Consider the following 21626-nt stretch of genomic DNA (forward strand, 5'->3'; position numbering starts at 1 on the left):
GTGAAACACTTGGGAAACGGAGATGTGGATGATTCACGTGAAACACCACGCGATTAGGTCGAAGGCATTGTTTCACGTGAAACGATTCGCTGGGCAATCGCTTTAGGTTCGCTCCTACCGATTCCGGGGCGAGCCGTGTCGCGCCGGCGCCAGAGTTTTGTGCTGCCCTCCCTTCTCCCCTTTGTTTGGACTGGGGACATCCCGAACCCCCCCGCGCACAACGCGCAAAACTGTTCGCGATGTCCTCGCACACCTGTTCGCGATGTCCCCAGTCCAAACACCCTTGTGGGAGAAGGTGGCCGAGCGAAGCCCGGTCGGATGAGGGGTGTTCCAGCTTGGCACCGACAGCACTCCGTCCAACACCCCTCTTCCGTCTTGGCGCTGCGCGCCAATCCACCTTCTCCCACAAGGGGAGAAGGAAAGAAGGCGCCGGTTTCGTCAGTTCTCCGAAGAGATTTGCCCGCCAAGCGCCACGTATTCTTGACACCACGTCCTGACGGGCACATGTGTCGGTCCACTTGAATTCGGGATTCTAAAATGACCGATCACTATGATGTGGTTGTGGTGGGCGGCGGCCATGCTGGTTGCGAGGCGGCCAGCGCTGCCGCGCGCGCTGGCGCGAAAACGGCTTTGGTGACACTGCGCTTCGAGACGATCGGCGTCATGTCGTGCAATCCAGCGATCGGCGGGCTCGGCAAGGGGCATCTGGTTCGCGAGATCGACGCCATGGACGGGCTGATGGGGCGCGTCGCCGATGCGGCTGGCATCCAGTTCCGTTTGCTCAACCGCCGCAAGGGCCCGGCAGTTCGCGGGCCGCGCACGCAAGCGGACAGAAAACTCTATCGGCTCGCCATGCAAGCGGCGATTCGCGAACAGGCGGGTCTCGACGTGGTCGAGGGCGAGGTTCTGGATTTCGAAATCGCCAATGGGCGCCTAGCGGCGGTGCTGCTGGCGGATGGCCGCCGGCTTGCCTGCGGCGCTGTGGTGCTGACCACCGGCACCTTTCTGCGCGGGCTGATCCATATCGGCGAGAAGAAGATCGTTGCCGGCCGCATGAACGAGCAGGCCAGCCTCGGCCTGTCGGCGACGATGAGCCGTGCGGGTTTCAAGCTCGGACGGCTGAAGACCGGCACGCCGCCACGGCTGGACGGACGAACGATCGATTGGGCGTCGCTGGAGAGCCAGGCGGCGGATGACAATCCCGTGCCGTTCTCGCTGATGACCGACCGCATCGGCAATCCGCAGATCCTTTGCGGCATCACGCGAACAACTGGAGCCACGCACGAGCTGATCCGCGCCAATCTGGGCCGTTCGGCGATGTATTCCGGCTCGATCGAAGGGGTGGGGCCGCGTTACTGCCCGTCGATCGAGGACAAGATCGTCAAGTTCGGCGACCGCGAAGGCCACCAGATTTTTCTGGAGCCGGAAGGGCTGGACGATGACACCGTATACCCGAACGGTATTTCGACCTCGCTGCCCGAGGACGTGCAGCTCGACATTCTAAAAACCATTCCTGGGCTTGAGCGTGCCACCATGCTGCAGCCCGGCTATGCCATCGAATATGACCATGTCGATCCGCGCGAACTCAAGCCGACGCTGGAAACCAAGCGGATCGCCGGTCTTTTCCTGGCCGGGCAGATCAACGGCACCACCGGTTACGAGGAGGCCGGGGCGCAAGGGCTGCTTGCTGGCCTCAACGCCGCGCGTCAGGCTTCGGCGCGCGACCAGATCGTGCTCAGTCGCACCGAGGCTTATATCGGGGTCATGGTCGACGACCTAACCAGCCGCGGTATCGCCGAACCTTACCGGATGTTCACCTCGCGGGCCGAGTTCCGGCTGTCGCTGCGGGCCGACAACGCCGATGAGCGGCTGACGCCGCTGGCGATAAAGCTCGGGATTGCCTCGCAGGAGCGGATGCAACGGTTTAGCGACGTCGTGCAGGACCTTGAAAAGGCGCGGGACCTTGCGCTTGGCACGACCATGACCCCCAACGAAGCGGCCCGCCATGGGCTCGAGATCAACAGGGACGGTGTGCGCCGGTCCGCCTATGAGTTGCTGGCCTATCCCGGTGTCGATGTCGCCTGGCTGGCCCGGATCGCTCCGCAGTTTGCAGCAATCGACACCAAGACGGCCGAGCGCCTCGAAACGGAAGCGAAATATTCGGTCTATCTTGATCGCCAGCAAGCCGACGTCACGCAGATCAGGCGTGAGGAGAGCCGATTGATCCCGGCTTCACTCGACTTTGCTTCTGTTCCGGGGCTGTCCAACGAGCTGAAGCAAAAAATGCTGGCGCGCCAGCCGCGCTCGATTGCCGATGCGCAGCGTATGGAGGGCATGACGCCGGCTGCATTGGCCATCATTGTCGCGCATGTCCGCAACGCCGAGGCTGCTGCGCGAAGGAATGTTGCGTGAGCGCTGCCTCATGGGCGAGCCTGCAAGAGGCTGCCGGTCCGGTTTCACGTGAAACATTCGAACGGCTGGTAGAGTTCGAGACGGTCTTTCAGAAATGGAACCGCCGGATAAACCTGGCGGCGCAGTCGACGCAGGACGATGTCTGGCGCCGCCACATCCTCGACAGCGCCCAGCTGGCGCGAATCAAACCAGACACGAAGCGCTGGGTCGATCTCGGCTCTGGCGGCGGTTTTCCCGGCCTTGTGCTTGCGTTCCTGCTTGCCGAGCGCGACGGCGCCAGCATCGATCTGGTTGAAAGCAATCGGAAAAAAGCATCGTTCCTGCAAGCGGTCGTCGGCCAATTCAACCTGCCCGCCAGGGTCGTCGCGCGTCGCATCGACGACGCCTATCCGTTTGTTTCAACACCTCAAATCGTCACTGCCAGAGCGCTGGCGTCGCTTCCGGTCTTGCTCGAACTGTCGGCGCCGTGGCTGACGGCCGGCGCGCGCGGCCTGTTCCACAAAGGCCGGGATTACCGTACTGAGGTGGCAGAAAGCGCTCAACGATGGTCATTCGATCTGGTAGAACATGCTAGCGCGACCGACGTTCAGGGCGTCATCCTCGAACTGTCTGATTTGCGCCAACTGACTTAGATCGGCGACCTCGGAATGAATTTCTGGCATAGACCCATGATGAAGAATGGCCCCCGAATCATCACCGTAGCCAACCAGAAGGGCGGCGTCGGCAAGACGACGACGGCCATCAATCTGGCCACGGCGCTGGCGGCGATCGGCGAGCGGGTGCTGATCGTCGATCTCGATCCGCAAGGCAATGCCAGCACGGGCCTCGGCATCGACCGGCGCGACCGCACCGTTTCCTCCTATGACGTGCTGACCGGCGAGCTCGATCTGGAGGCGGCAGCGATCCCGACGGCGGTGCCGGGCCTGTCGATCGTGCCGTCGACGCTCGACCTGCTCGGCATCGAAATGGAGATCGCCTCGGCGCCGGACCGGGTACTGCGGCTGCGCAACGCCTTGCGCGCCTCGGCCGAGCGTTCGGCGAATTTTGGCTATGTGCTGATCGATTGCCCGCCGTCGCTCAATCTTCTGACGCTGAACTCGATGGCGGCGGCCGATTCGGTGCTGGTGCCGCTGCAATGCGAATTCTTCGCGCTTGAAGGCTTGAGCCAGTTGCTGGAGACGGTCGAGCAGGTGCGCCGGTCGATCAATCCCGAGCTGACGATCCAGGGCATCGTGCTAACCATGTTCGACGGGCGCAACAACCTCGCCAACCAGGTGGTGCAGGATGTGCGAGCGCATATGGGCGACAAGGTCTATGAAACCGTGATCCCGCGCAATGTGCGTGTCTCCGAGGCGCCGTCCTACGGCAAGCCGGCGATCCTCTACGACCTCAAATGCTCCGGCAGCCAGGCCTATCTGCAGCTTGCCTCCGAGGTGATCCGCCGCGAGCGCAAACTTCGCGCCGCTTAATGCAGTCGCCCAAAACTGGTAACTGGTATCGGGATAACGACATGCAGAAGCTGATTCGATACCGAAACGATCTGGACAGACGATGAGCGAAGACCTTTCAAGAAAAAGACTGGGGCGGGGGCTGGCGGCGCTGATCGGCGAAATCGATCGTCCGGCAGCGCCGGAAAAGCAGAGCATGAATGCCGACGGCAAGGTTCCGATCGAGTTCCTGAGCCCGAACCCAAAGAATCCGCGCCGGCATTTTGGCGACGCCGACCTGACCGATCTTGCCCAGTCGATCCGTGAACATGGCGTGGTGCAGCCGGTGGTGGCACGGCCGTCGCCGACCCAGCCCGGCCGCTACGAGATCATCGCCGGCGAGCGGCGCTGGCGCGCGGCGCAGCGCGCCGGGCTGACCGAGATCCCGATCATCGTGCGCGATGTCAACGATCGCACCGCGCTCGAACTGGCGATCATCGAAAACGTCCAGCGCACCGACCTCAACCCGGTCGAGGAGGCGATGGGCTACCAGCAGCTGATCGACGATCACGGCTACACCCAGGCCGATCTCGGCCAGGTGATCGGCAAGAGCCGCAGCCACGTCGCCAACACGCTCAGGCTGCTGAAGCTGCCGGACGTGATTCGCGACATGCTGGTCGATGGCGCGCTGTCGGCCGGCCACGCCCGCACATTGGTGACGGCGCAGGATCCGGCGGGCCTGGCCAAGCGGATCGTCGAGGACGGGCTTTCGGTGCGCCAGGCCGAAGCGCTGGCGCAGATGCCGACCGGCGCTCCAACGGCAAAGCGACAGACTGCAGCACCGGCACAGAAGGATGCCGATACGCTGGCGCTGGAAAAGCTGATGACCGGCACGATCGGCATGATCGTCACGATCGAGCACAAGGAACGCGGCGGCGTGATCAGCGTCGCTTACCGGACGCTGGAGCAGCTCGACGAGCTTTGCCGGCGGTTGAAGCAGGAGCGGTAGGTGCTTGAGGCACTCATGTTTTTAGCCGGCAAATGATCTTCTGGTTTAGGATTAAGCACGGCCTAGGCGGACATCCTCGTCCTGGAAACACAACGAAGCCTGGCGATTGCCAGCCCTTCCTTTTTTCAGCGCTGGTGATGGCGAAATCGCCGAGGCTGCTGATCTCCCCTTGAGCGGGAGATGGCCGGCAGGCCCAGAAAGGGTCGCCTAGCATCGAGCGCCGGCGCCTTGCGGAAGAAGAAGATGTCGGCGTTCCACGCGTTGCGACCCCCTCTGTCGCCTTCGGCGACATCTCCCCTCAGGGGAGATCAGGTGCGCTGCGCCAGTCGGGCGCTTTCCACAGCAATGCCTAGCAGGGCCTGCCGTGCCAGCGCGACCGAGAGGTCAGGCCGCCGGCGGGTCTGCAGGACCGCAGTCTGAAGTCTGGTCAAAGCGCGGCCAAGCGCCTCGTTGTTCCAGCGTTCGAGCGCCTTCTCGACCAGCTTTCGCCTGGCGAAAAACACCGGCGGGCGCGCCGTGGCGACGACCGAAGCGGCGTTGCGGCCGCCGGTGTCCATCAGGCCGCGCATCGCCTGGATCGCCTGCAGCTGCCGCATCGCCGACGAAAGCACCAGAAAAGCCTGGCCGCCGGATTGGCAATGGCGGGTGAAGGCCATGTCGAAGTCGCCGACCTTGCCTTCGAGCAAGGCGTCGACGGCGTCGTCGAAGGAGAGACCGGAAACGTCGCCCGATGTCGCCTTGACGTCGTCGAGGCCGATTTCGGTCTGGCCGTGGGCATAAAGCACCAGCTTTTCGATCTCGCCGCGGGAGGCCAGCCGGTCACCACCGAGGTTACGGCGCAGCGCCTGACGGGCCTCCAGCGTCATCGACATGCCGGCCTTGCGCAATTCGTCGTCGATGACCGTATCGATGTCCCGGGCCTCGTCGGCGTAGCACGGCAAGGCCATGGCAATGTCTGCCGCCTCGACGATGGAACGCAACCCGACGCCTTTCTTCAGGTCGCCGGCCTCGATCAGGATGATGGCGTCACGCGGCGGCTCTGATGTCAGCGCCTTGACGTCATCGGCAAGCGCCTTCTGGCCGGAGGCATTGCGCACCCAGAGCAGGCGCCGGTCCGAAAACATCGGCACGGTGCGCGCCTCGTCGAGCAGGCGGCCCTCGTCGCGGTCTACTTCCGAACCGTCCAGCCTGACCACCGAGAACGGATCGTCGAGCGGCAGGCCGGTTTTGCCGGCAAAGGCCCGTGCTCGCTCGGCGACGAGCCCGCGATCGGGACCGTAAAGCAGGACGATCGAGATGCGCGGGTCCGGCCGCGCCAACCACGCATCGACTTCGTAACCCTTCTTCTGTGCCATGGGTTCTGGTTAGCATGATGCGGGTGCGGGGTGAACGGTGCCGCTCCTCCTTCCTTCTCCCCTTGTGGGAGAAAGTGGATTGGCGCGCAGCGCCAAGATAGAAGAGGGGTGTTGGACGGAGTGCTGCCCTTGCCAAGCTGGAACACCCCTCATCCGTCGCCTTCGGCGACACCTTCTCCCACAAGGGGAGAAGGAAAGGGGCGCCGCGCGAGGCCTCAATGCGACGCATTGTCTTATCTGGCGGGAAACCCGGCGCAATCATGCGCCAAATTGCGCGTGGCGGCGGAAGATCGACAAGAAATTTCGCCGACATATCTTCATCTTGGCTAGTGCTGGCCGGCGCGTCGCCGGCCTGAAGCCCTGCCGGACGAATTGGCACTGGTCTGGCGGTGTGCAAATATCGCGCCGGGCTACATTGGAGGACGAAGGTCATGGCTGATGCAGGAATGTTGCGCTTCCATGTGCCGGAGCCGGAGGTGCGGCCGGGCGGGACGCCGGATTTCTCTGATGTGACCATTCCCAAGGCCGGCTCGGTGCCGCGCCCGGAGATCGACGTCGATCCGCGCACCATCCGCGACATGGCGTTCTCGATCATCCGCGTGCTGAACCGCGCCGGCGAAGCCGTCGGTCCGTGGGCCGGCCTGCTTTCCGACGACGAACTGCTGGAAGGGCTGCGCCATATGATGACGCTGCGCAGCTTCGACGCGCGCATGCAGATGGCGCAGCGCCAGGGCAAGACCTCTTTCTACATGCAGCATCTCGGTGAAGAGGCGGTGAGCTGCGCCTTCCGCAGGGCACTGGCGCCGGGCGACATGAACTTTCCGACCTATCGGCAGGCCGGGCTGCTCATCGCCGACGGCTACCCGATGGTCACCATGATGAACCAGATCTATTCGAATGAAGCCGATCCGCTAAAGGGCCGGCAGCTGCCGATCATGTATTCGTCGAAGGAGCATGGCTTCTTCTCGATCTCCGGCAATCTGGCGACGCAATACATCCAGGCGGTCGGCTGGGCGATGGCTTCGGCGATCAGCAATGATTCGAAGATCGCCGCCGCCTGGATCGGCGACGGCTCGACCGCCGAGTCCGACTTCCATTCGGCGCTGGTGTTCGCCTCGACCTACAAGGCGCCGGTCGTGCTCAACGTCGTCAACAACCAGTGGGCGATCTCGACCTTCCAGGGCATAGCCCGCGGCGGCTCCGGCACTTTCGCCGCCCGTGGTCTCGGCTTCGGCATTCCGTCGCTGCGGGTAGACGGCAACGACTATCTCGCCGTCCATGCGGTGGCGAAATGGGCCGCCGAGCGGGCGCGGAAAAACCTCGGGCCGACGCTGGTCGAATACGTCACCTACCGCGTCGGCGCGCATTCGAGCTCCGACGACCCGTCGGCCTACCGGCCGAAGGCAGAGTCTGACGCGTGGCCGCTCGGCGACCCGATCGTCAGGCTGAAAAACCATCTCATCCAGCGCGGCGTCTGGTCGGACGAGCGCCACACCCAGGCCGAGGCGGAGATCCTGGAAACGGTGATCGCGGCGCAAAGGGAGGCCGAGCGCCACGGCACGCTGCATGCCGGCGGCAAGCCCTCGGCGCGCGACATGTTCGAAGGCGTCTATGCCGAGATGCCGCCGCATCTCAGGCGCCAACGCCAGCAGGCAGGGGTCTGACCATGCCAAGGCGGACTATGATCGAAGCGATCCGCGAAGCCATGGACGTGTCGATGGCACGCGACGAACGCGTCATCGTGTTCGGCGAGGATGTCGGCTTTTTCGGCGGCGTTTTCCGCTGCACGCAAGGTCTACAGGCGAAGTACGGCAAAAGCCGCTGCTTCGATACGCCGATCAGCGAATCCGGTATCGTCGGCTCGGCTATCGGCATGGCCGCCTACGGCCTGAAACCTTGCGTCGAGGTGCAGTTTGCCGACTATGTCTATCCGGCCTATGACCAGATCGTCTCGGAGGCGGCGCGGCTGCGCTACCGCTCGAACGGCGATTTCACCTGTCCGATCGTGGTCAGGATGCCGACCGGCGGCGGCATTTTTGGCGGCCAGACCCACAGCCAGAGCCCGGAGGCTCTATTCACCCATGTCTCCGGCCTGAAGGTCGTCGTGCCGTCCAACCCGCATGACGCCAAGGGCCTTTTGATCGCGGCGATAGAGGATCCCGACCCGGTGATCTTCCTGGAGCCGAAGCGGCTCTACAACGGCCCGTTCGACGGCCATCACGAGCGCCCGGTGACGCCGTGGTCGAAGCATGAGCTCGGCGAGGTCGCGGACGGGCATTACACGGTCCCGCTCGGCAAGGCGGTGATCCGCCGGCCGGGTGCCGATGTCACCGTGCTTGCCTATGGCACGATGGTCTATGTCGCGCAGGCGGCGGCGGAGGAGACCGGCATCGACGCCGAGATCATCGATCTGAGAACGCTGCTGCCGCTCGATCTCGAGACGATCGTCGGCTCGGTGAAAAAGACGGGCCGCTGCGTGGTCGTGCACGAGGCGACGCTGACATCCGGGTTCGGTGCCGAACTTTCGGCGCTGGTACAGGAGAACTGCTTCTATCATCTGGAAGCGCCGGTGGCGCGGGTCGCCGGCTGGGACACGCCCTATCCGCACGCGCAGGAGTGGGACTATTTTCCCGGTCCGGCCAGGCTCGGCCGCGCGCTCGTCGAAACGATGGAGGCCTAACGATGGGCGAATATGTGATCAAGCTGCCCGATGTCGGCGAAGGCGTCGCCGAGGCCGAGCTCGTCGAATGGCAGGTCAAGGTCGGCGATCTCGTGCGCGAGGACGCGGTGCTGGCCGCAGTCATGACCGACAAGGCGACGGTCGAGATTCCTTCGCCGGTCGACGGCGAAATCGTCTGGCTGGGTGCGGAGATCGGCGACACGGTGGCGATCGGCTCGCCCATTGTACGCTTGAAAGTGGCCGGCGAGGGCAATGTGAAGGCAGGTGCGGAGTCGTCGGGAGGTGAGGCGAAAGCTACCGGCGCTACCCCCACCCCTAGCCCCTCCCCACAAGGGGGAGGGGGACGCGCTTCGGCTCCCAAGGCTGATGCCAAACCAGCGCCACCTTCGGGAAGCGCGTCCGTGCGTGGAAGTGAAATGGCGACGGAATCCCCCTCCCCTTTGTGGGGAGGGGTTAGGGGTGGGGGTACCCTTTCTCCCCGTTCGGCTTTATCCGCCGCTCCTCGTCCCGAAGGCGAAAAGCCGCTGGCGTCGCCGGCCATCCGCCTCAGGGCAAAAGAGGCTGGCGTCGACCTTCGGCAGGTAGCGGGCAGCGGCCCGGCCGGACGCATCCGACATGAGGACATCGACGCCTTCCTGGCTAGCGGACCACAACTTGCGAAGGTCTCCGGCCTCGCCCGCAACGAGGCCGTCGAAGACATTAAGATCATCGGGCTCAGGCGCAAGATCGCCGAGAAGATGGCGCTGGCCAAGTCGCGTATCCCGCACATCACCTATGTCGAGGAGATCGATGTCACTGCGCTCGAGGAATTGCGCGCGGCGCTCAACAAGGAGAAGCGCGCGGGTGCGGAGAGGTCGAAGCTGACGCTGCTGCCGTTCCTGATGCGGGCGATGGTCAAGGCGATTACCGACCAGCCCAATATCAACGCGCTGTTCGACGACGAGGCCGGCATCGTCCACCAGCATGGCGGCGTTCATATCGGCATCGCCGCGCAGACGCCTTCGGGGCTGGTTGTGCCGGTGGTCAAGCACGCCGAGGCGCGCGACATCTGGGACTGCGCCGCCGAGCTCAACCGGCTTGCTGAGGCGGCCAGATCAGGCACGGCGACGCGCGACGAGCTCTCGGGGTCGACCATCACCATCACCTCGCTCGGTGCCATGGGCGGTGTGGCGACGACGCCGGTGATCAACCATCCGGAAGTGGCAATCCTCGGCGTCAACAAGATGATGGTGCGGCCGGTATGGGACGGCACCCAGTTCATCCCGCGCAAGATGATGAACCTGTCCTCCAGCTTCGACCACCGCGTCATCGACGGCTGGGATGCCGCAGTGTTTATTCAACGGATCAAGATGCTGCTGGAGACCCCGGCGCTGATTTTTGTGGATTGAGGTAATGAGGTCAAAGCGCGCGCCCACCCGGATTGAGTCGAATTGCAGAGGGCAGTTAGGGGCGCCGGGACGCTGGCTCCCCCTTCTCCCCTTGTGGGAGAAGATGTCGCCGAATGCGACGGATGAGGGGTTCTCCAATTCGGCACCGACAGCACTCCGTCCAACACCCCTCATCCGTCTCGGCGCTACGCGCCGATCCACCTTCTCCCACAAGGGGAGAAGGAAAGGCGCGCAGTGGCCGGATCAGGAGGCAATCATCCCCGAAAGGATGCAGCTGACATGAAGGAAATATCCTGCAAGCTGCTCGTCATCGGCGCCGGTCCTGGCGGCTATGTCTGTGCCATCCGCGCCGGCCAGCTCGGCATCGACACGGTTATCGTCGAGTTCGGCAAGCCGGGCGGCACCTGCCTCAATGTCGGCTGCATTCCGTCCAAGGCGCTGATCCATGCGGCCGAGGAGTTCGAGAAAATCTCGCACATGGCCGGCGGCAAGAGCCCGCTTGGCATTTCAATCGCAATACCATCCATTGATCTCGAAACGACCATCGCATGGAAGGACGGCATTGTTAGCCGGCTGAACAGCGGCGTTGCCAGCCTGCTCAAGAAGGCCGGGGTCAAGACCGTGCATGGCTGGGCGAAATTCCGTGACGGCAAGACTGTCGAGGTCGAGACCGAGACCGGCACACAGGTCGTCCGCGCCGAGACGGTGGTGATCGCCACCGGCTCGGCGTCGGTCGAGCTGCCGTCACTGCCGTTCGGTGGGCCGGTGATCTCGTCCACCGAAGCGCTGGGGCTGAGCGAAGTGCCGGAAAGGCTTGCCGTCGTCGGTGGCGGCTATATCGGGCTGGAGCTCGGCATCGCCTTCGCCAAGATGGGCGCCAAGGTGACCGTGGTCGAGGCTTTGCCGCGCGTACTGGCGCAATATGATGCCGAACTGATCCGGCCGGTGGTGAAGCGGCTCACTGAGCTCGGTATCGAAGTGCTCGTGAATGCCAAGGCCAAGGGGCTGTCGACCAAGCGCGATGCGCTGCTGGTCGAGACGGCCACCGGCAAGAATGGCAAGATCGTTGCCGACAGGATTCTGATCACCGTCGGGCGCAAGCCGGTGATCGAAGACTGGGGGCTGGAGCAGATCGACCTCGACATGGCGGGAAAATTCATCCGCATCGACGACCAGTGCCGCACCTCGATGCGCGGCATCTTTGCCATTGGCGACGTCACCGGCGAGCCGATGCTGGCGCACCGGGCGATGGCGCAAGGCGAAATGGTCGCCGAGATCGTCGCCGGCCACAAGCGCAGCTGGGACAAGCGCTGCATTCCCGCCATCTGCTTCACCGATCCGGAGCTGGTCACTGCAGGCCTTTCGCCGGAGGAGGCAAAGGGGCTCGGTGGTGAGATCAAGGTCGGGCTGTTTCCGTTTGCCGCCAATGGCCGGGCAATGACCAAAATGGGTGAAGATGGATTTGTCCGGGTCGTTGCCCGCGCGGACAACCATCTGGTGCTCGGCATCCAGGCGGTCGGCCAGGGCGTGTCGGAACTGTCGACGGCGTTCGGCCTGGCGCTGGAGATGGGCGCGCGGCTGGAGGACATCGCCGGCACCATCCATGCACATCCGACACAAGGCGAGGGTTTTCAGGAAGCCGCGCTGAAGGCGCTTGGGCACGCGCTGCATGTTTGAGGGCTGCTAGCGCGATCTTCCTTCTCCCCTTGTGGGAGAAGGTGTCGCCGAAGGCGACGGATGAGGGGTGTTCCAGCTTGGCACCGCGCCGCTCCGGGCAGCACCCCTCAACCGTCTTGGCGCTTCGCGCCAATCCACCTTCTCCCACAAGGGGAGAAGGAAAGAGGCTCGATCACCCCGCCAGCCGGCTAACCATCTCGTGCTGCGCATAGGCGTGGCCGAAGCGGTTGGCGAGGAAGGCATCGAGCGCAATGTCCTCCTGCTTGATGAAGCCCTTCGCCGGCAAGGTGCCGTCGGCCAGCATGTCGAGCACCGCGCAGATGGCTGAGGCCGTGGTGATCTGGATGGCGCTGCGCACCGTATCGCCGACACGCTTGGCATAGATCTTGTTGGCGTAGGTCTCCTGCAGCAGGCGGCCGTTCTTGCGGCCGCTGACTGTGACGAAGACGATGACCACGTCCTGCAGCGTTGCCGGCAGGGCGCTCTCAAAAATGTCCTTCAGCACGTCGCGGCGGTGGCGCAGGCCGAGATCGTTGAGCAGCGCCTTCATGATCGCGGCGTGGCCGGGGTAGCGGATGGTGCGGTAGTTCAGCGTGCGCACCTTGCCCTTCAGCGTTTCGGCCAGCGTGCCGAGCCCTCCGGACGTGTTGAATGCCTCGTAGGTGACGCCGTCGAGCGAGAATTCCTCGCGCTCCTCCAACGGCGGCACTTCGATCAGTTCGCCTTCGACGATCGCCTCGCAGGGCTCGCAATATTCGTTGATGACGCCGTCCGTGCTCCAGGTCAGATTGTAGTTCAGCGCATTCGAGGGGTACTGCGGCAGCGCCCCGACCCGCATGCGCACGCTCTCCAGCGTGTCGAAGCGGCTGGCGAGATCGTTGGCGACGATCGAGATGAAGCCCGGCGCCAGCCCGCATTGCGGGATGAAGGCGCTGATGGCGGAGCGCGCCAGTTGCTTGACGCGTCGGGTCGCGACGACGTCCTCGGTCAGGTCGAGATAATGCACGCCGGCGCTGGCTGCCGCTTCGGCGATGCGCGTGGTCAGATGGAAGGGCGCTGCGCTGAGCACCGCGAACTTGCCGGCCAAGGCCGCTTCGAGCGTTCCGGCGGCTTCGATGTCGAGTTCCAGCGTCTCGACCGTATCAGGCAGTTCGGCCGCGCCGAGCTGTGCGGCCGAGCGGTCGACGAGGGTGACATGATAGTCGCCGGTGGAAGCCAGCATCTCGGCAATGGTCGAGCCGATCTTGCCGGCGCCGACAACGATGATTTTCTTCATGACAGTTCCCTCGCCCCTGAAGCGCGTTGCGCTGCAGGTCTTTGTTTTATGCATGTCGTTATCCCAAAACCGCTGCGCACTTTTGGGCGACATGCATTGCGTTGATCACGAAGCATAGAATCGCAGCTTGCCTGTCGAAAGGAAGCGTGGAATTGTTCGAAACGAAGTGTCCTTCTGATCAATCTGCCTATGAGGTTCGTCGAAAGTGCTTAGCAACGCCGAACAGGCCCTGCTCTCCCTGCTGCGCGCGAATGCGCGCGCCTCGACGGCCGAGCTGGCGCGTCGGCTCGGCGTGTCGCGGACGACGGTGCAGAGCCGGATCGAGCGGCTGGAGCAGCGCGGCATCATCACCGGCTATGGGGTCAGGCTTTCGCCCGATTACGAACAGGGACTGGTGCGGGCGCATGTGCTGCTCACCGTCACGCCCAAGCTCGCCGACAAGGTGGTGCGCAGCCTGCAGGCGCTGCCGCCGGTGCGGACGCTGCATTCGGTGAGCGGCAATTTCGACATGATCGTCATCGTCGACGCGCCGTCGATCAAGGATCTCGACACGCTCCTCGACCAGATCGGCGCGATGGACGGGGTCGAGCGGACGTCGTCCTCGATCATCCTGTCGACGCGGATCGACCGCTGAGCGGTTTGGCAGAGCATTGCTCGCCCTGCCAAGGTGGGGCAAAAATCTTGGGGTCATGTTCCTTCCAAATGCTGCTGTCGAGCGGAACCTTTCGGGGCGTCGGCGGGACAGCGCCCCCCTCTGTCCTGCCGGACATCTCCCCCACTTGGGGGGAGATCGGCAGTTTCGGCGCTCCGCTCACGCCTCCGATGCTCCTGTAATAAAGCAACATGAATTCTAAAAAATGTTGCTTTCCAACACGGCCTGTATGAGAATCGCCGGGAGGCATAGCCTTCCGCCGGGAAAAGGGCAAACCGGCGCAGCGAAGAGCCCGCGCGGAGCTTCGCGGCGATTGCCGGACAGCACGGCAACGCACCAATGCTTTTTGAAGGAGAACAGTCCTTGCCCAAGCAGTGTTTTGGAACATCGCATGTGCCGCTGTCGCCGGCAGTCCGGGCTGGCGATATGGTCTATGTCTCCGGCCAGGTGCCGGTTGGCAGCGACGGCGCGGTGGTCACGGGCGGTATCGTAGAACAGACCGAGCAGGTGCTTTCGAATGTGCAGGCAGCCCTGGCGCTGGCTGGCTGCACCATGGACGACGTGGTCAAGACGACAGTCTGGCTCGAGGACGCACGCGACTTCGGCGCCTTCAATGCCGTCTATGCCAGGCATTTTGCTAAGGATCCGCCGGCGCGGACAACGGTCGAGTCGCGGCTGATGATCGACATCAAGATCGAGGTCGAGGCTGTCGCCTACAGACCGGTTTGACGAGAAGACGGGAACGGAGCCGGACGCCGATGCAATTTGATCTTCTCCTGAAGGGCGGCCGCTTCATCGATCCGGCGTCCGGCCTCGATGCGCAACGCGATCTGGCCATCGCCGGTGGCCGCATCGCCGCGATCGATGCCGACATTCCCTTCGATCGCGCCGCGCGCGTCATCGATGCCACCGGGTCCATCGTCGCGCCTGGCCTCATCGATCTGCACAGCCACGTCTATTGGGGCGGCACCTCGCTCGGCGTCGATGCCGACCTCCTCGCCGCAAAGAGCGGCACCACCACGTTCATCGACGCAGGAAGTGCTGGCGCCGGCAACTTCCTCGGCTTTCGCCGCCATGTCATCGAGCGCTCGAAAGTCCGCATCCTGGCCTATGTCAACATTTCCTTTGCCGGGATTTTCGGCTTCTCGCAGACCGTTTCGGTTGGCGAGTGCAGCGATCTCCGGCTCTGCGAACCGCGCGAGACGGTGGCGGCGGTGCGCGAGCACGCAGACATGATTGTCGGCGTAAAAGTCCGCTCGGGTCGCCATGCCGGCGGCAGCAGCGGCATCGCGCCGGTCGATCTGGCGCTCGAGGCTGCCGACCAGGCCGGCCTGCCGCTGATGGCGCATATCGACGAGCCGCCGCCGGGCCGCTCGGAAGTGCTGCCGCGCCTGCGCAAGGGCGATATTCTCACCCATTGCTTCCGGCCGTTTCCCAACGCGCCGATCTTCGCATCCGGCGCGGTGCGGCCCGACATGCGGCTGGCGCGCGAACGCGGCGTCATCTTCGATATCGGCCACGGCATGGGTTCGTTCGATTTCGAGGTCGCCAAGGCGATGCTCAAGGAGGGGCTGGCACCTGACGTGATCAGCAGCGACGTGCATCTCTACTGCGTCGACGGACCGGCCTTCGACATTCTGGTGTGCATGTCGAAACTGCTGGCGCTCGGCATGCCGCTGGTCGAGGTTTTGCGCGCGGCAACACAGCGGCCGGCCGAGGCGATCGCAAGGCCCGATCTTGGCGCACTTGCGGTCGGTGCCGTCGGCGACATCGCGGTGCTGCGGCTGCGTTCGGGCAGTTTCACCTTTGTCGACGCGGTCGGCGCCTCGCTGGTCGCCGAGCAGAGGCTGGTCTCGGACGGTATCGTGATCGGCGGCACCTGGTGGCCGAACGAGGCGGCTAACGATTTTGGCGATACCGAACGCTTCGAAGCGCATGCGGATGAGACGCATGTCGATATTGTGGCCAGGCATTTCGGGCATCGGCACGGTTGAGGGCTGGGCGCTCTCCTTCTCCCCCAGGGGGAGAAGGTGGATTGGCGCGTAGCGCCAAGACGGTTGAGGGGTGCTGGACGGAGTGCTGTTGGTGCCAAGCTGGAACACCCCTCATCCGACCGAGCTTCGCTCGGCCACCTTCTCCCACAAGGGGAGAAGGGAGAGGTGCGCTGCTACCGCCCCGGCGCCCCATAAACCGGCGTCGCAACGCCTTCCATCCTCGCCTTGATCTGCAGCGCGACGAACTTCGAATAGAAGCGCGACAGCGCCAAATTGCCGCCGTGGAACCATAGCGCTTCCTGCGCCGTCGGCTTCCACATGTTGCGCAATTCGCCTTGCCATGGTCCCGGGTCGCCTTTCACGCCGGAGCCAATCCCCCAGCACGGCCCGACCTTGTCGGCGACCTCGCGCGAGACGATCGCCGCCACGGTCTCGTTCATCGACTGATAGCCGGTGCAGGAGATGATCGCGTCGGCCGCCAGTTCGGTGCCGTCATCGAACAGGATCCCTGTCGGCGTCAGCGACTTGATCTCGACACCGCTGCGGATGCCGATCTCGCCGCCGATGATCAGATCGGAGGCGCCGACGTCGATGTAGTAGCCCGAGCCGGTGCGGTAGGCCTTCATCAGCAGCCCGGTCTCGTCGTCGCCGAAATCGATGGCGAAGCCGGCGCCGCGCAAGCGGTCGTAGAATGCCGCGTCGCGTGCCTTGATGATGTCGTAGAGCGCCCGCTGGCTTTGCGGCAGCACAGCGAAGGGCGTCGAGGCGACGATCATGTCGGCCTTCTCGGTGGTGATGCCACGGGCCAGCGCATCTTCAGAAAAGATCTCGAAGCCGACCTCCATCAGCGTGTCGGATTTGACCACCGTCGTCGGCGAGCGCTGGATCATGGTCACCTCAGCGCCGCTCTCCCAGAGATCGACGGCGACATCGTGCCCCGAGCTTGCCGCGCCGATGACGGCGACCGCCTTGCCACGGAATTTTTCGCCGCTGGAATACTGGCTGGAATGCAGGATCTCGCCCTGGAACGCCGTGGCGCCCGGCAGGTCGATCTGCCTCGGCGGGCCATAGGCGCCGGTTGCGAAGACGATGTGCCTGGGTTTCAGCGTGATGCTCTCGCCGGCGCGATCGACCTCGACCGTCCAGATTTTTTCCGCCTCGTCATAGCTGGCGCTGACGCATCTCGTGGAGGTCCAGTAATTGAGCTCCATGACGCGCGTATACATTTCCAGCCAGTCGCCCATCTTGTCCTTGGGCGTGAACACCGGCCAGTTTTCCGGAAACGGGATGTAGGGCAAATGGTCGTACCAGACCGGGTCGTGCAGCACGAGCGAGCGATAGCGGTTGCGCCAGGAATCGCCGACTTGAGCGTTCTTCTCGATGACGATGGCCGGCACGCCGAGCTGCCGCAGCCGTGCCCCCAGCATGATGCCGCCCTGGCCGCCGCCGATGACCAGGCAGTAGGGCTGCTGGCCGGCGCCGAGATCACGCGCCTCACGCGCCCTCGCCTCCGACCAGGTCTCGCGGTCCGGGTCGGCCTTGTGGCGGACACCCAGCGGCCGCGCCGGCCCCTTGCGCTCCTCAAAACCCTTGAGATCGCTCATCGCCGTGAACAGCGTCCGGCATCGGCCGTCCTCCAGGCGCATGATGCCCCGGCCCCACGCCGATGACGTCTGGAAGGTGAACCAGGCCTCGACGATGCCTTCGTCCGAGCTTGCCTCGCCACTGAGCTGCCAGGCAGTCGGCTTGGTCGTAGCCAGTGTGGCTTCCAGCATGTCGCGGATCGCGGCACGGCCTTCCATCGTCTTGATGTTCCAGGTGAAGGTCAGCAGGTCGCGCCAGTAGCAATCCTCGACGAACAAGTTAGTCGCGGCCGCTGCGTCGCCCGTCTCGAGCGCGCGGGAGAGGGAGGAAAACCAAGTGGCCGCCTGTTTCGATGGTCCCATGTCGAGCATCTGTTGTCTCCTCTGCGTTTCAAGTCGGCGCCGCCCGGTCTTTCCTTTTCCCCCTCTGGGAGAAGGTGGATGGCGCGCAGCGCCAAGACGGTTGAGGGGTGTTGGACGGAATGCCATCGGTGCCAAGCTGGAGCACCCCTCATCCGACCGAGCTTCGCTCGGCCACCTTCTCCCACAAGGGGAGAAGGAGAAGCCGCGCCCCTCAGTCCCCCAGCGGCTCCATCTCTTTGCCCGTCCTGTGTATCTGGGCGTTGTATTTGATGCGGCGGACTGTTTCGCGGGCCGAGCCGTCGAGTTTGTAGGCGGCCGCCACTGCCATCAGGTCGATCGCGGCCAGAAAGGCAAACCGCGAGGCCGTCGGCTTCAGCGTGTCGGGATATTCGGGCACCGCGACCGTCAGCCTGACGTCGCAGGCGCGCGCCAGGTCGGTGTCGGGCGCGGTCACGCCGATCGCGTTGGCGCGGTAATGCTTGGCCAGTTCGACTGCCTCGATCACTTCGCGGGTGCGTCCGGTCGCCGAAATGGCGATCACCAGATCGCTGGGCTTCAAGGTCGAGGCGGTCATCCGCATCAGATACGGGTCGCACTGGGCGCTGACGGTGATGCCGTAGCGGAACAGCCGGTACTGGGTTTCCTGCGCCAGCGCCGACGAGCTGCCGCCGAGGCCGAACACCGTAACCTGGCGCGCCTTGGCGATGAGCTCGGCCGCCTTCACCAGCTGTGCCGGATCAAGCTGCCGTTCGGCCTCCTGCAGCGCCCGGCGTGCTTCGCCGAACACGGCATTCCAGAACGGCATGCCGTTGCCGCCGCTGGTGGGCGGCGGTTTGCTCAGATAGAGCGCGCCGACGACGAGGCTCTGCGCCAGCTTCAGCTTGAAATCGCGTACGCCCTCGCAGCCTATGGCGCGGCAGAACCGGGTCACGGTGGGTTCGCTGACCTGGGCGCGCTGCGCAAGTGCTGCGTTGGAAGCGTCGACCGCGAATCTGACGTCGTCGAGCACGACATCGGCGACGCGGCGTTCCGCCGGCCGCAATTCAGCGTAAGAGTCCTTGACCAGTGAGATGATGTCGGGGATGCGCCTGACATGATCGCGCCCATACGGATGGCTGTCCGATGTCGGCTGTGCTTGGCCGTCAGCTTCGGTCATGAGTCATCCCCTGCCGTTCGTGGAACTCGACCTCTACCATGTTCGCGCACCGCTTGCCTGCTCGCCTCACGCGGCCGGTTTCAGAAGTATGTAGGAAAGCAACAGGCTTTTCAAGAAACAGGAAAGGCAATGCAACCAACAAGGTAGGCGTGGTATATACGAACTCGCTGACTAGAGCCGCGGTCACCGCTTGGAAGCAAAGTAGGATAGTTACAGACTGATTTCTGCGGGAACCACCGCCGACTGATGGTGAGCGGAGAGGTAGGGCAGAGCGCGGCGTTGCGGCCTCGCGCGGCTCCCCCTTCTCCCCCTGTGGGAGAAGGTGTCGCCGAAGGCGACGGATGAGGGGTGTTCCAGCTTGGCACCGACCGCACTCCGTCCAACACCCCTCAACCGTCTTGGCGCTGCGCGCCAATCCACCGCCTGGGGCGAGTCACGGGCCTCGCCCGCCCTTCGGGCCCCACAAGGGGAGAAGGAAAGGTAAGTCAGCCCGTGCGTCGGGCGGGATGCTGGTCCGAACCGCCATCCAGCCACGCGATGTCGTCAGGCGAAAGCGCAATGTCGAGAGCCTGCAGGCTGTCCTCCAGTTCGTCGAGCGTGCGTGGGCCGATCAGGGGGACGGACGGGAACGGCTGGGCCAGGACATAGGCGAGCGCGACATGGATCGGGCTCTTGCCCAGCCTGTTGGCGAGTTCGATCGCCCGGTCGCGGCGGCCGAAATTCTTTTCCGAGTACCAGACCCGGACCAGCTCTTCATTGTCGCGCTGGTCGCGCCCGGCGCGGCCGGTGAAGAAACCCCGGCCCTGGCTCGACCAGGCGAAATTGGGCATCTGCCGGGCGGTCAGCCAGGCCTTCCATTCATCGCTCGACGATGTGACGCAACCCGGCCAGATCGGCACCAGCATTTCGGCCAGCGAAAAATTGTTCGAAAGCGCGCCAGGCTTTTGCTTGCCGGTCCGCTCGGCATAGGCAATAGCCTCGTCCATGCGTTCCCTCGTCCAGTTCGAGCCGCCGAACGGACCGCGAATGCGGCCAGCCCTGACCTCCCTGTCCATTGCGTCGACGAATTCGTCGACCGGCACGTCCGGATCGTCGCGGTGCATGAAATAGACATCGACATGATCGGTCTGCAGCCGGTCGAGCGACTGGGTGAGCTGCTTGCCGATCACATCGGGATAGCAGAGCGGGGTGTGCGCGCCCTTGCCGATGACTACCGATTGCTCACGCATGTCGCGGTTCTTCAACCACTGGCCGAGCAACGTTTCGGTGTAGCCGCTACCATAGATGAAGGCCGTGTCGAAGACGTTGCCGCCGGCTTCGAAATAGGCATCGAGCAGGATCATGCCCGAGGAGAACGTGCGAAAATCCTCGAAGCCGAGCGCCAGGCACGAGGCCGGCCGCGGCAGGCCTGGAATTTCGCGCTTCGGGATGGTGGTGCCGCCGGAGCGCAGCCGCCGGCCGGAGATGGTGTTGACGCGTTTTTCGGGCTTCTCGATCTCGTATTCGAGCCCGATGGCGGCACGCCATCTGTCGAGGACGCGCAGATTGCCGAGGCTGTCGGCCCAGCCCATACCCGGCCAGGCAAACTCCTGCTTTCCGGCCAGGATCGCCTCGCCGGCGGCGTCGACCTCGAAGGCGTAGAGCCAGCGGTCTTCCCTGACCTCTACCGCCTCTTCGCCGTCCGGACGGATAATGCGGATTTCGCTGGTGCCGCCTTCCCTACCGCTGGCATACCAGAAATCCGAGATCTCGATGCGGCCCTTGGTGCCGAGGATGCGCAGGACGTTGTCCTGCGCGAGCGAGATGCCGCAGGAGACTTCGGCGACGATGCCGCTGGGAAAATGCAGCAGCGCCGAAGCCCATTCGTCGACGCCGGACTGGCCGAGATGCGCCGCACCCGCCACCTTGTCCGGTTCTGCGAAGGGTTTTCCCAATGCTGCCCCGGCAATCAGCCGCGCCATCGAAACGGGATAGCCGCCGACATCCAGAATGCCGCCCCCGCCGAGATCGCTCGCGTAGAGCCGGTGTTCCGGCATGAAATCAGGCATGGCGAAGCCGAAGCTCGACTTCACCATGCGCACCTCGCCGATCGTGCCGGACCTGATCAGCTCGACCAGCTTTGCCGTCTGCGGATGCAGCCGGTACATGAAGGCTTCGCCGAGAAAGGTGCCGGCCTTGCGCGCAGCATGGACCATCGCGTCGGCCTCGAAGGCGGTCAGCCCCATCGGCTTTTCGCAAAGCACATGCTTTCCGGCCTCGGCCGCCCTGATCGCCCATTCGGCGTGGCTGGGGTGCGGCGTTGAAATGTAGATCGCGTCGACGTCCGGATCCGTGAGCAAAGCCTCGTAGCCGTCGAGGATGCGGGCACCGGGGAAGTTTTCAGCGAGGCCTGATTTGCCGGGATTACGTGCGCCGAGCGCAACCAGTGTGCCGGTATGCGAATGGGCGACGCCGCCGGCAAAGGCCTTGGCGATGGTGCCAGGCCCGAGAATGCCCCAGCGAATTTTTCGTGGTTCGGACGTCATCTCAAATCTCCTTGGGGTCGCCTCGGCGTCGCGAGTTGGTGAAAGAAAAATTGGCGTGTCTTAGTTTTGTGCATGCCGTTGTCCCAAAACCGCTGCGCACCTCGGTTCCCGCCCGAGGGCACGCTTTTG

General features: G+C 64.1%; 16 protein-coding genes. 11 read left to right on the forward strand and 5 right to left on the reverse strand.

The annotated features are described in order from the left end of the window. Positions 1-537: 537 nt before the first annotated feature. From mnmG to IHQ72_RS03980, 4 genes are all read left to right on the forward strand, one after another. Entirely contained in the window at positions 538-2412 is a 1875-nt protein-coding gene (gene mnmG / locus IHQ72_RS03965; protein ID WP_258121271.1) for a tRNA uridine-5-carboxymethylaminomethyl(34) synthesis enzyme MnmG, read from the forward strand. Continuing rightward, entirely contained in the window at positions 2409-3044 is a 636-nt protein-coding gene (rsmG, locus tag IHQ72_RS03970; protein WP_258121272.1) for a 16S rRNA (guanine(527)-N(7))-methyltransferase RsmG, read from the forward strand. Before mnmG ends, rsmG begins: the two co-directional genes overlap by 4 nt. 36 nt (positions 3045-3080) lie before the next feature. Continuing rightward, positions 3081-3881, forward strand: coding sequence for a ParA family protein (locus tag IHQ72_RS03975; RefSeq protein WP_084646769.1), 801 nt, complete (start codon positions 3081-3083; stop codon positions 3879-3881). Between the two features lie 82 nt (positions 3882-3963). Further along, a complete protein-coding gene (locus tag IHQ72_RS03980; protein ID WP_258121273.1) occupies positions 3964-4848 on the forward strand; it encodes a ParB/RepB/Spo0J family partition protein in 885 nt (294 codons plus the stop codon). Between the two features lie 308 nt (positions 4849-5156). On the opposite strand, the gene holA is transcribed toward IHQ72_RS03980, so the two are convergent. Continuing rightward, positions 5157-6203, reverse strand: a complete 1047-nt coding sequence (holA, locus tag IHQ72_RS03985; RefSeq protein WP_258121274.1) for a DNA polymerase III subunit delta — start codon at positions 6201-6203, stop codon at positions 5157-5159. A gap of 431 nt (positions 6204-6634) precedes the next feature. Between holA and IHQ72_RS03990 the strand changes: the two genes are divergently transcribed. From IHQ72_RS03990 to lpdA, 4 genes are all read left to right on the forward strand, one after another. Next, the gene (locus IHQ72_RS03990; RefSeq protein WP_258121275.1) at positions 6635-7867 is read left to right on the forward strand and encodes a 3-methyl-2-oxobutanoate dehydrogenase (2-methylpropanoyl-transferring) subunit alpha; all 1233 of its coding nucleotides are present in this window, start codon (positions 6635-6637) and stop codon (positions 7865-7867) included. 2 nt (positions 7868-7869) lie between these two features. Next, positions 7870-8883: an alpha-ketoacid dehydrogenase subunit beta gene (locus IHQ72_RS03995; RefSeq protein WP_258121276.1), complete on the forward strand. Its 1014-nt coding sequence runs from the start codon at positions 7870-7872 to the stop codon at positions 8881-8883. A 2-nt stretch (positions 8884-8885) separates the two neighbouring features. After that, positions 8886-10271 (forward strand): dihydrolipoamide acetyltransferase family protein, encoded by a 1386-nt coding sequence (locus IHQ72_RS04000; protein ID WP_258121277.1) that lies wholly within the window; start codon positions 8886-8888, stop codon positions 10269-10271. Positions 10272-10550: 279 nt separating this feature from the next. Further along, positions 10551-11948 (forward strand): dihydrolipoyl dehydrogenase, encoded by a 1398-nt coding sequence (gene lpdA, locus IHQ72_RS04005; RefSeq protein ID WP_258121278.1) that lies wholly within the window; start codon positions 10551-10553, stop codon positions 11946-11948. 172 nt (positions 11949-12120) lie between these two features. Here lpdA and IHQ72_RS04010 read toward each other — a convergent pair whose 3' ends face one another. After that, on the reverse strand, positions 12121-13224 hold the full coding sequence (locus tag IHQ72_RS04010; RefSeq protein WP_258121279.1) for a saccharopine dehydrogenase family protein: 1104 nt from the start codon (positions 13222-13224) through the stop codon (positions 12121-12123). A 205-nt stretch (positions 13225-13429) separates the two neighbouring features. Here IHQ72_RS04010 and IHQ72_RS04015 point away from each other — a divergent pair, with 205 nt between their 5' ends. The 3 genes from IHQ72_RS04015 (at position 13430) to IHQ72_RS04025 (ending at position 15870) form a co-directional block, all read left to right on the forward strand. Beyond that, positions 13430-13858: an Lrp/AsnC family transcriptional regulator gene (locus IHQ72_RS04015; RefSeq protein WP_128285146.1), complete on the forward strand. Its 429-nt coding sequence runs from the start codon at positions 13430-13432 to the stop codon at positions 13856-13858. A 357-nt stretch (positions 13859-14215) separates the two neighbouring features. Continuing rightward, positions 14216-14605, forward strand: a complete 390-nt coding sequence (locus tag IHQ72_RS04020) for a RidA family protein (protein ID WP_258121280.1) — start codon at positions 14216-14218, stop codon at positions 14603-14605. A 29-nt stretch (positions 14606-14634) separates the two neighbouring features. Further along, complete coding sequence (locus IHQ72_RS04025; RefSeq protein ID WP_258121281.1) at positions 14635-15870, forward strand: amidohydrolase/deacetylase family metallohydrolase; 1236 nt, start codon at positions 14635-14637, stop codon at positions 15868-15870. Between the two features lie 173 nt (positions 15871-16043). On the opposite strand, the gene IHQ72_RS04030 is transcribed toward IHQ72_RS04025, so the two are convergent. The 3 genes from IHQ72_RS04030 to IHQ72_RS04040 all read right to left on the reverse strand — a co-directional run bounded on the left by IHQ72_RS04030 (position 16044) and on the right by IHQ72_RS04040 (position 21497). Further along, positions 16044-17825, reverse strand: a complete 1782-nt coding sequence (locus tag IHQ72_RS04030; RefSeq protein WP_258121282.1) for an NAD(P)/FAD-dependent oxidoreductase — start codon at positions 17823-17825, stop codon at positions 16044-16046. Positions 17826-18027: 202 nt separating this feature from the next. Further along, positions 18028-18972 (reverse strand): MurR/RpiR family transcriptional regulator, encoded by a 945-nt coding sequence (locus tag IHQ72_RS04035; RefSeq protein WP_258121283.1) that lies wholly within the window; start codon positions 18970-18972, stop codon positions 18028-18030. Between the two features lie 485 nt (positions 18973-19457). Then, a complete protein-coding gene (locus IHQ72_RS04040; protein WP_258121284.1) occupies positions 19458-21497 on the reverse strand; it encodes an aldo/keto reductase in 2040 nt (679 codons plus the stop codon). Between the last annotated feature and the right edge of the window lie 129 nt (positions 21498-21626).

This window comes from Mesorhizobium onobrychidis (assembly GCF_024707545.1).
GTDB lineage: Bacteria > Pseudomonadota > Alphaproteobacteria > Rhizobiales > Rhizobiaceae > Mesorhizobium > Mesorhizobium onobrychidis.

Coding starts and splice junctions, on each gene's coding strand:
- lpdA (WP_258121278.1), top strand. CDS start 10,551: ATGAAGGAAATATCCTGCAAGCTGCTCGTCATCGGCGCCGGTCCTGGC.
- IHQ72_RS04010 (WP_258121279.1), bottom strand. CDS start 13,224: ATGAAGAAAATCATCGTTGTCGGCGCCGGCAAGATCGGCTCGACCATT.
- IHQ72_RS03995 (WP_258121276.1), top strand. CDS start 7,870: ATGCCAAGGCGGACTATGATCGAAGCGATCCGCGAAGCCATGGACGTG.
- IHQ72_RS04020 (WP_258121280.1), top strand. CDS start 14,216: ATGCTTTTTGAAGGAGAACAGTCCTTGCCCAAGCAGTGTTTTGGAACA.
- IHQ72_RS04030 (WP_258121282.1), bottom strand. CDS start 17,825: ATGCTCGACATGGGACCATCGAAACAGGCGGCCACTTGGTTTTCCTCC.
- IHQ72_RS03990 (WP_258121275.1), top strand. CDS start 6,635: ATGGCTGATGCAGGAATGTTGCGCTTCCATGTGCCGGAGCCGGAGGTG.
- IHQ72_RS03975 (WP_084646769.1), top strand. CDS start 3,081: ATGATGAAGAATGGCCCCCGAATCATCACCGTAGCCAACCAGAAGGGC.
- holA (WP_258121274.1), bottom strand. CDS start 6,203: ATGGCACAGAAGAAGGGTTACGAAGTCGATGCGTGGTTGGCGCGGCCG.
- IHQ72_RS03980 (WP_258121273.1), top strand. CDS start 3,964: ATGAGCGAAGACCTTTCAAGAAAAAGACTGGGGCGGGGGCTGGCGGCG.
- IHQ72_RS04025 (WP_258121281.1), top strand. CDS start 14,635: ATGCAATTTGATCTTCTCCTGAAGGGCGGCCGCTTCATCGATCCGGCG.
- IHQ72_RS04000 (WP_258121277.1), top strand. CDS start 8,886: ATGGGCGAATATGTGATCAAGCTGCCCGATGTCGGCGAAGGCGTCGCC.
- IHQ72_RS04040 (WP_258121284.1), bottom strand. CDS start 21,497: ATGACGTCCGAACCACGAAAAATTCGCTGGGGCATTCTCGGGCCTGGC.
- mnmG (WP_258121271.1), top strand. CDS start 538: ATGACCGATCACTATGATGTGGTTGTGGTGGGCGGCGGCCATGCTGGT.
- IHQ72_RS04035 (WP_258121283.1), bottom strand. CDS start 18,972: ATGACCGAAGCTGACGGCCAAGCACAGCCGACATCGGACAGCCATCCG.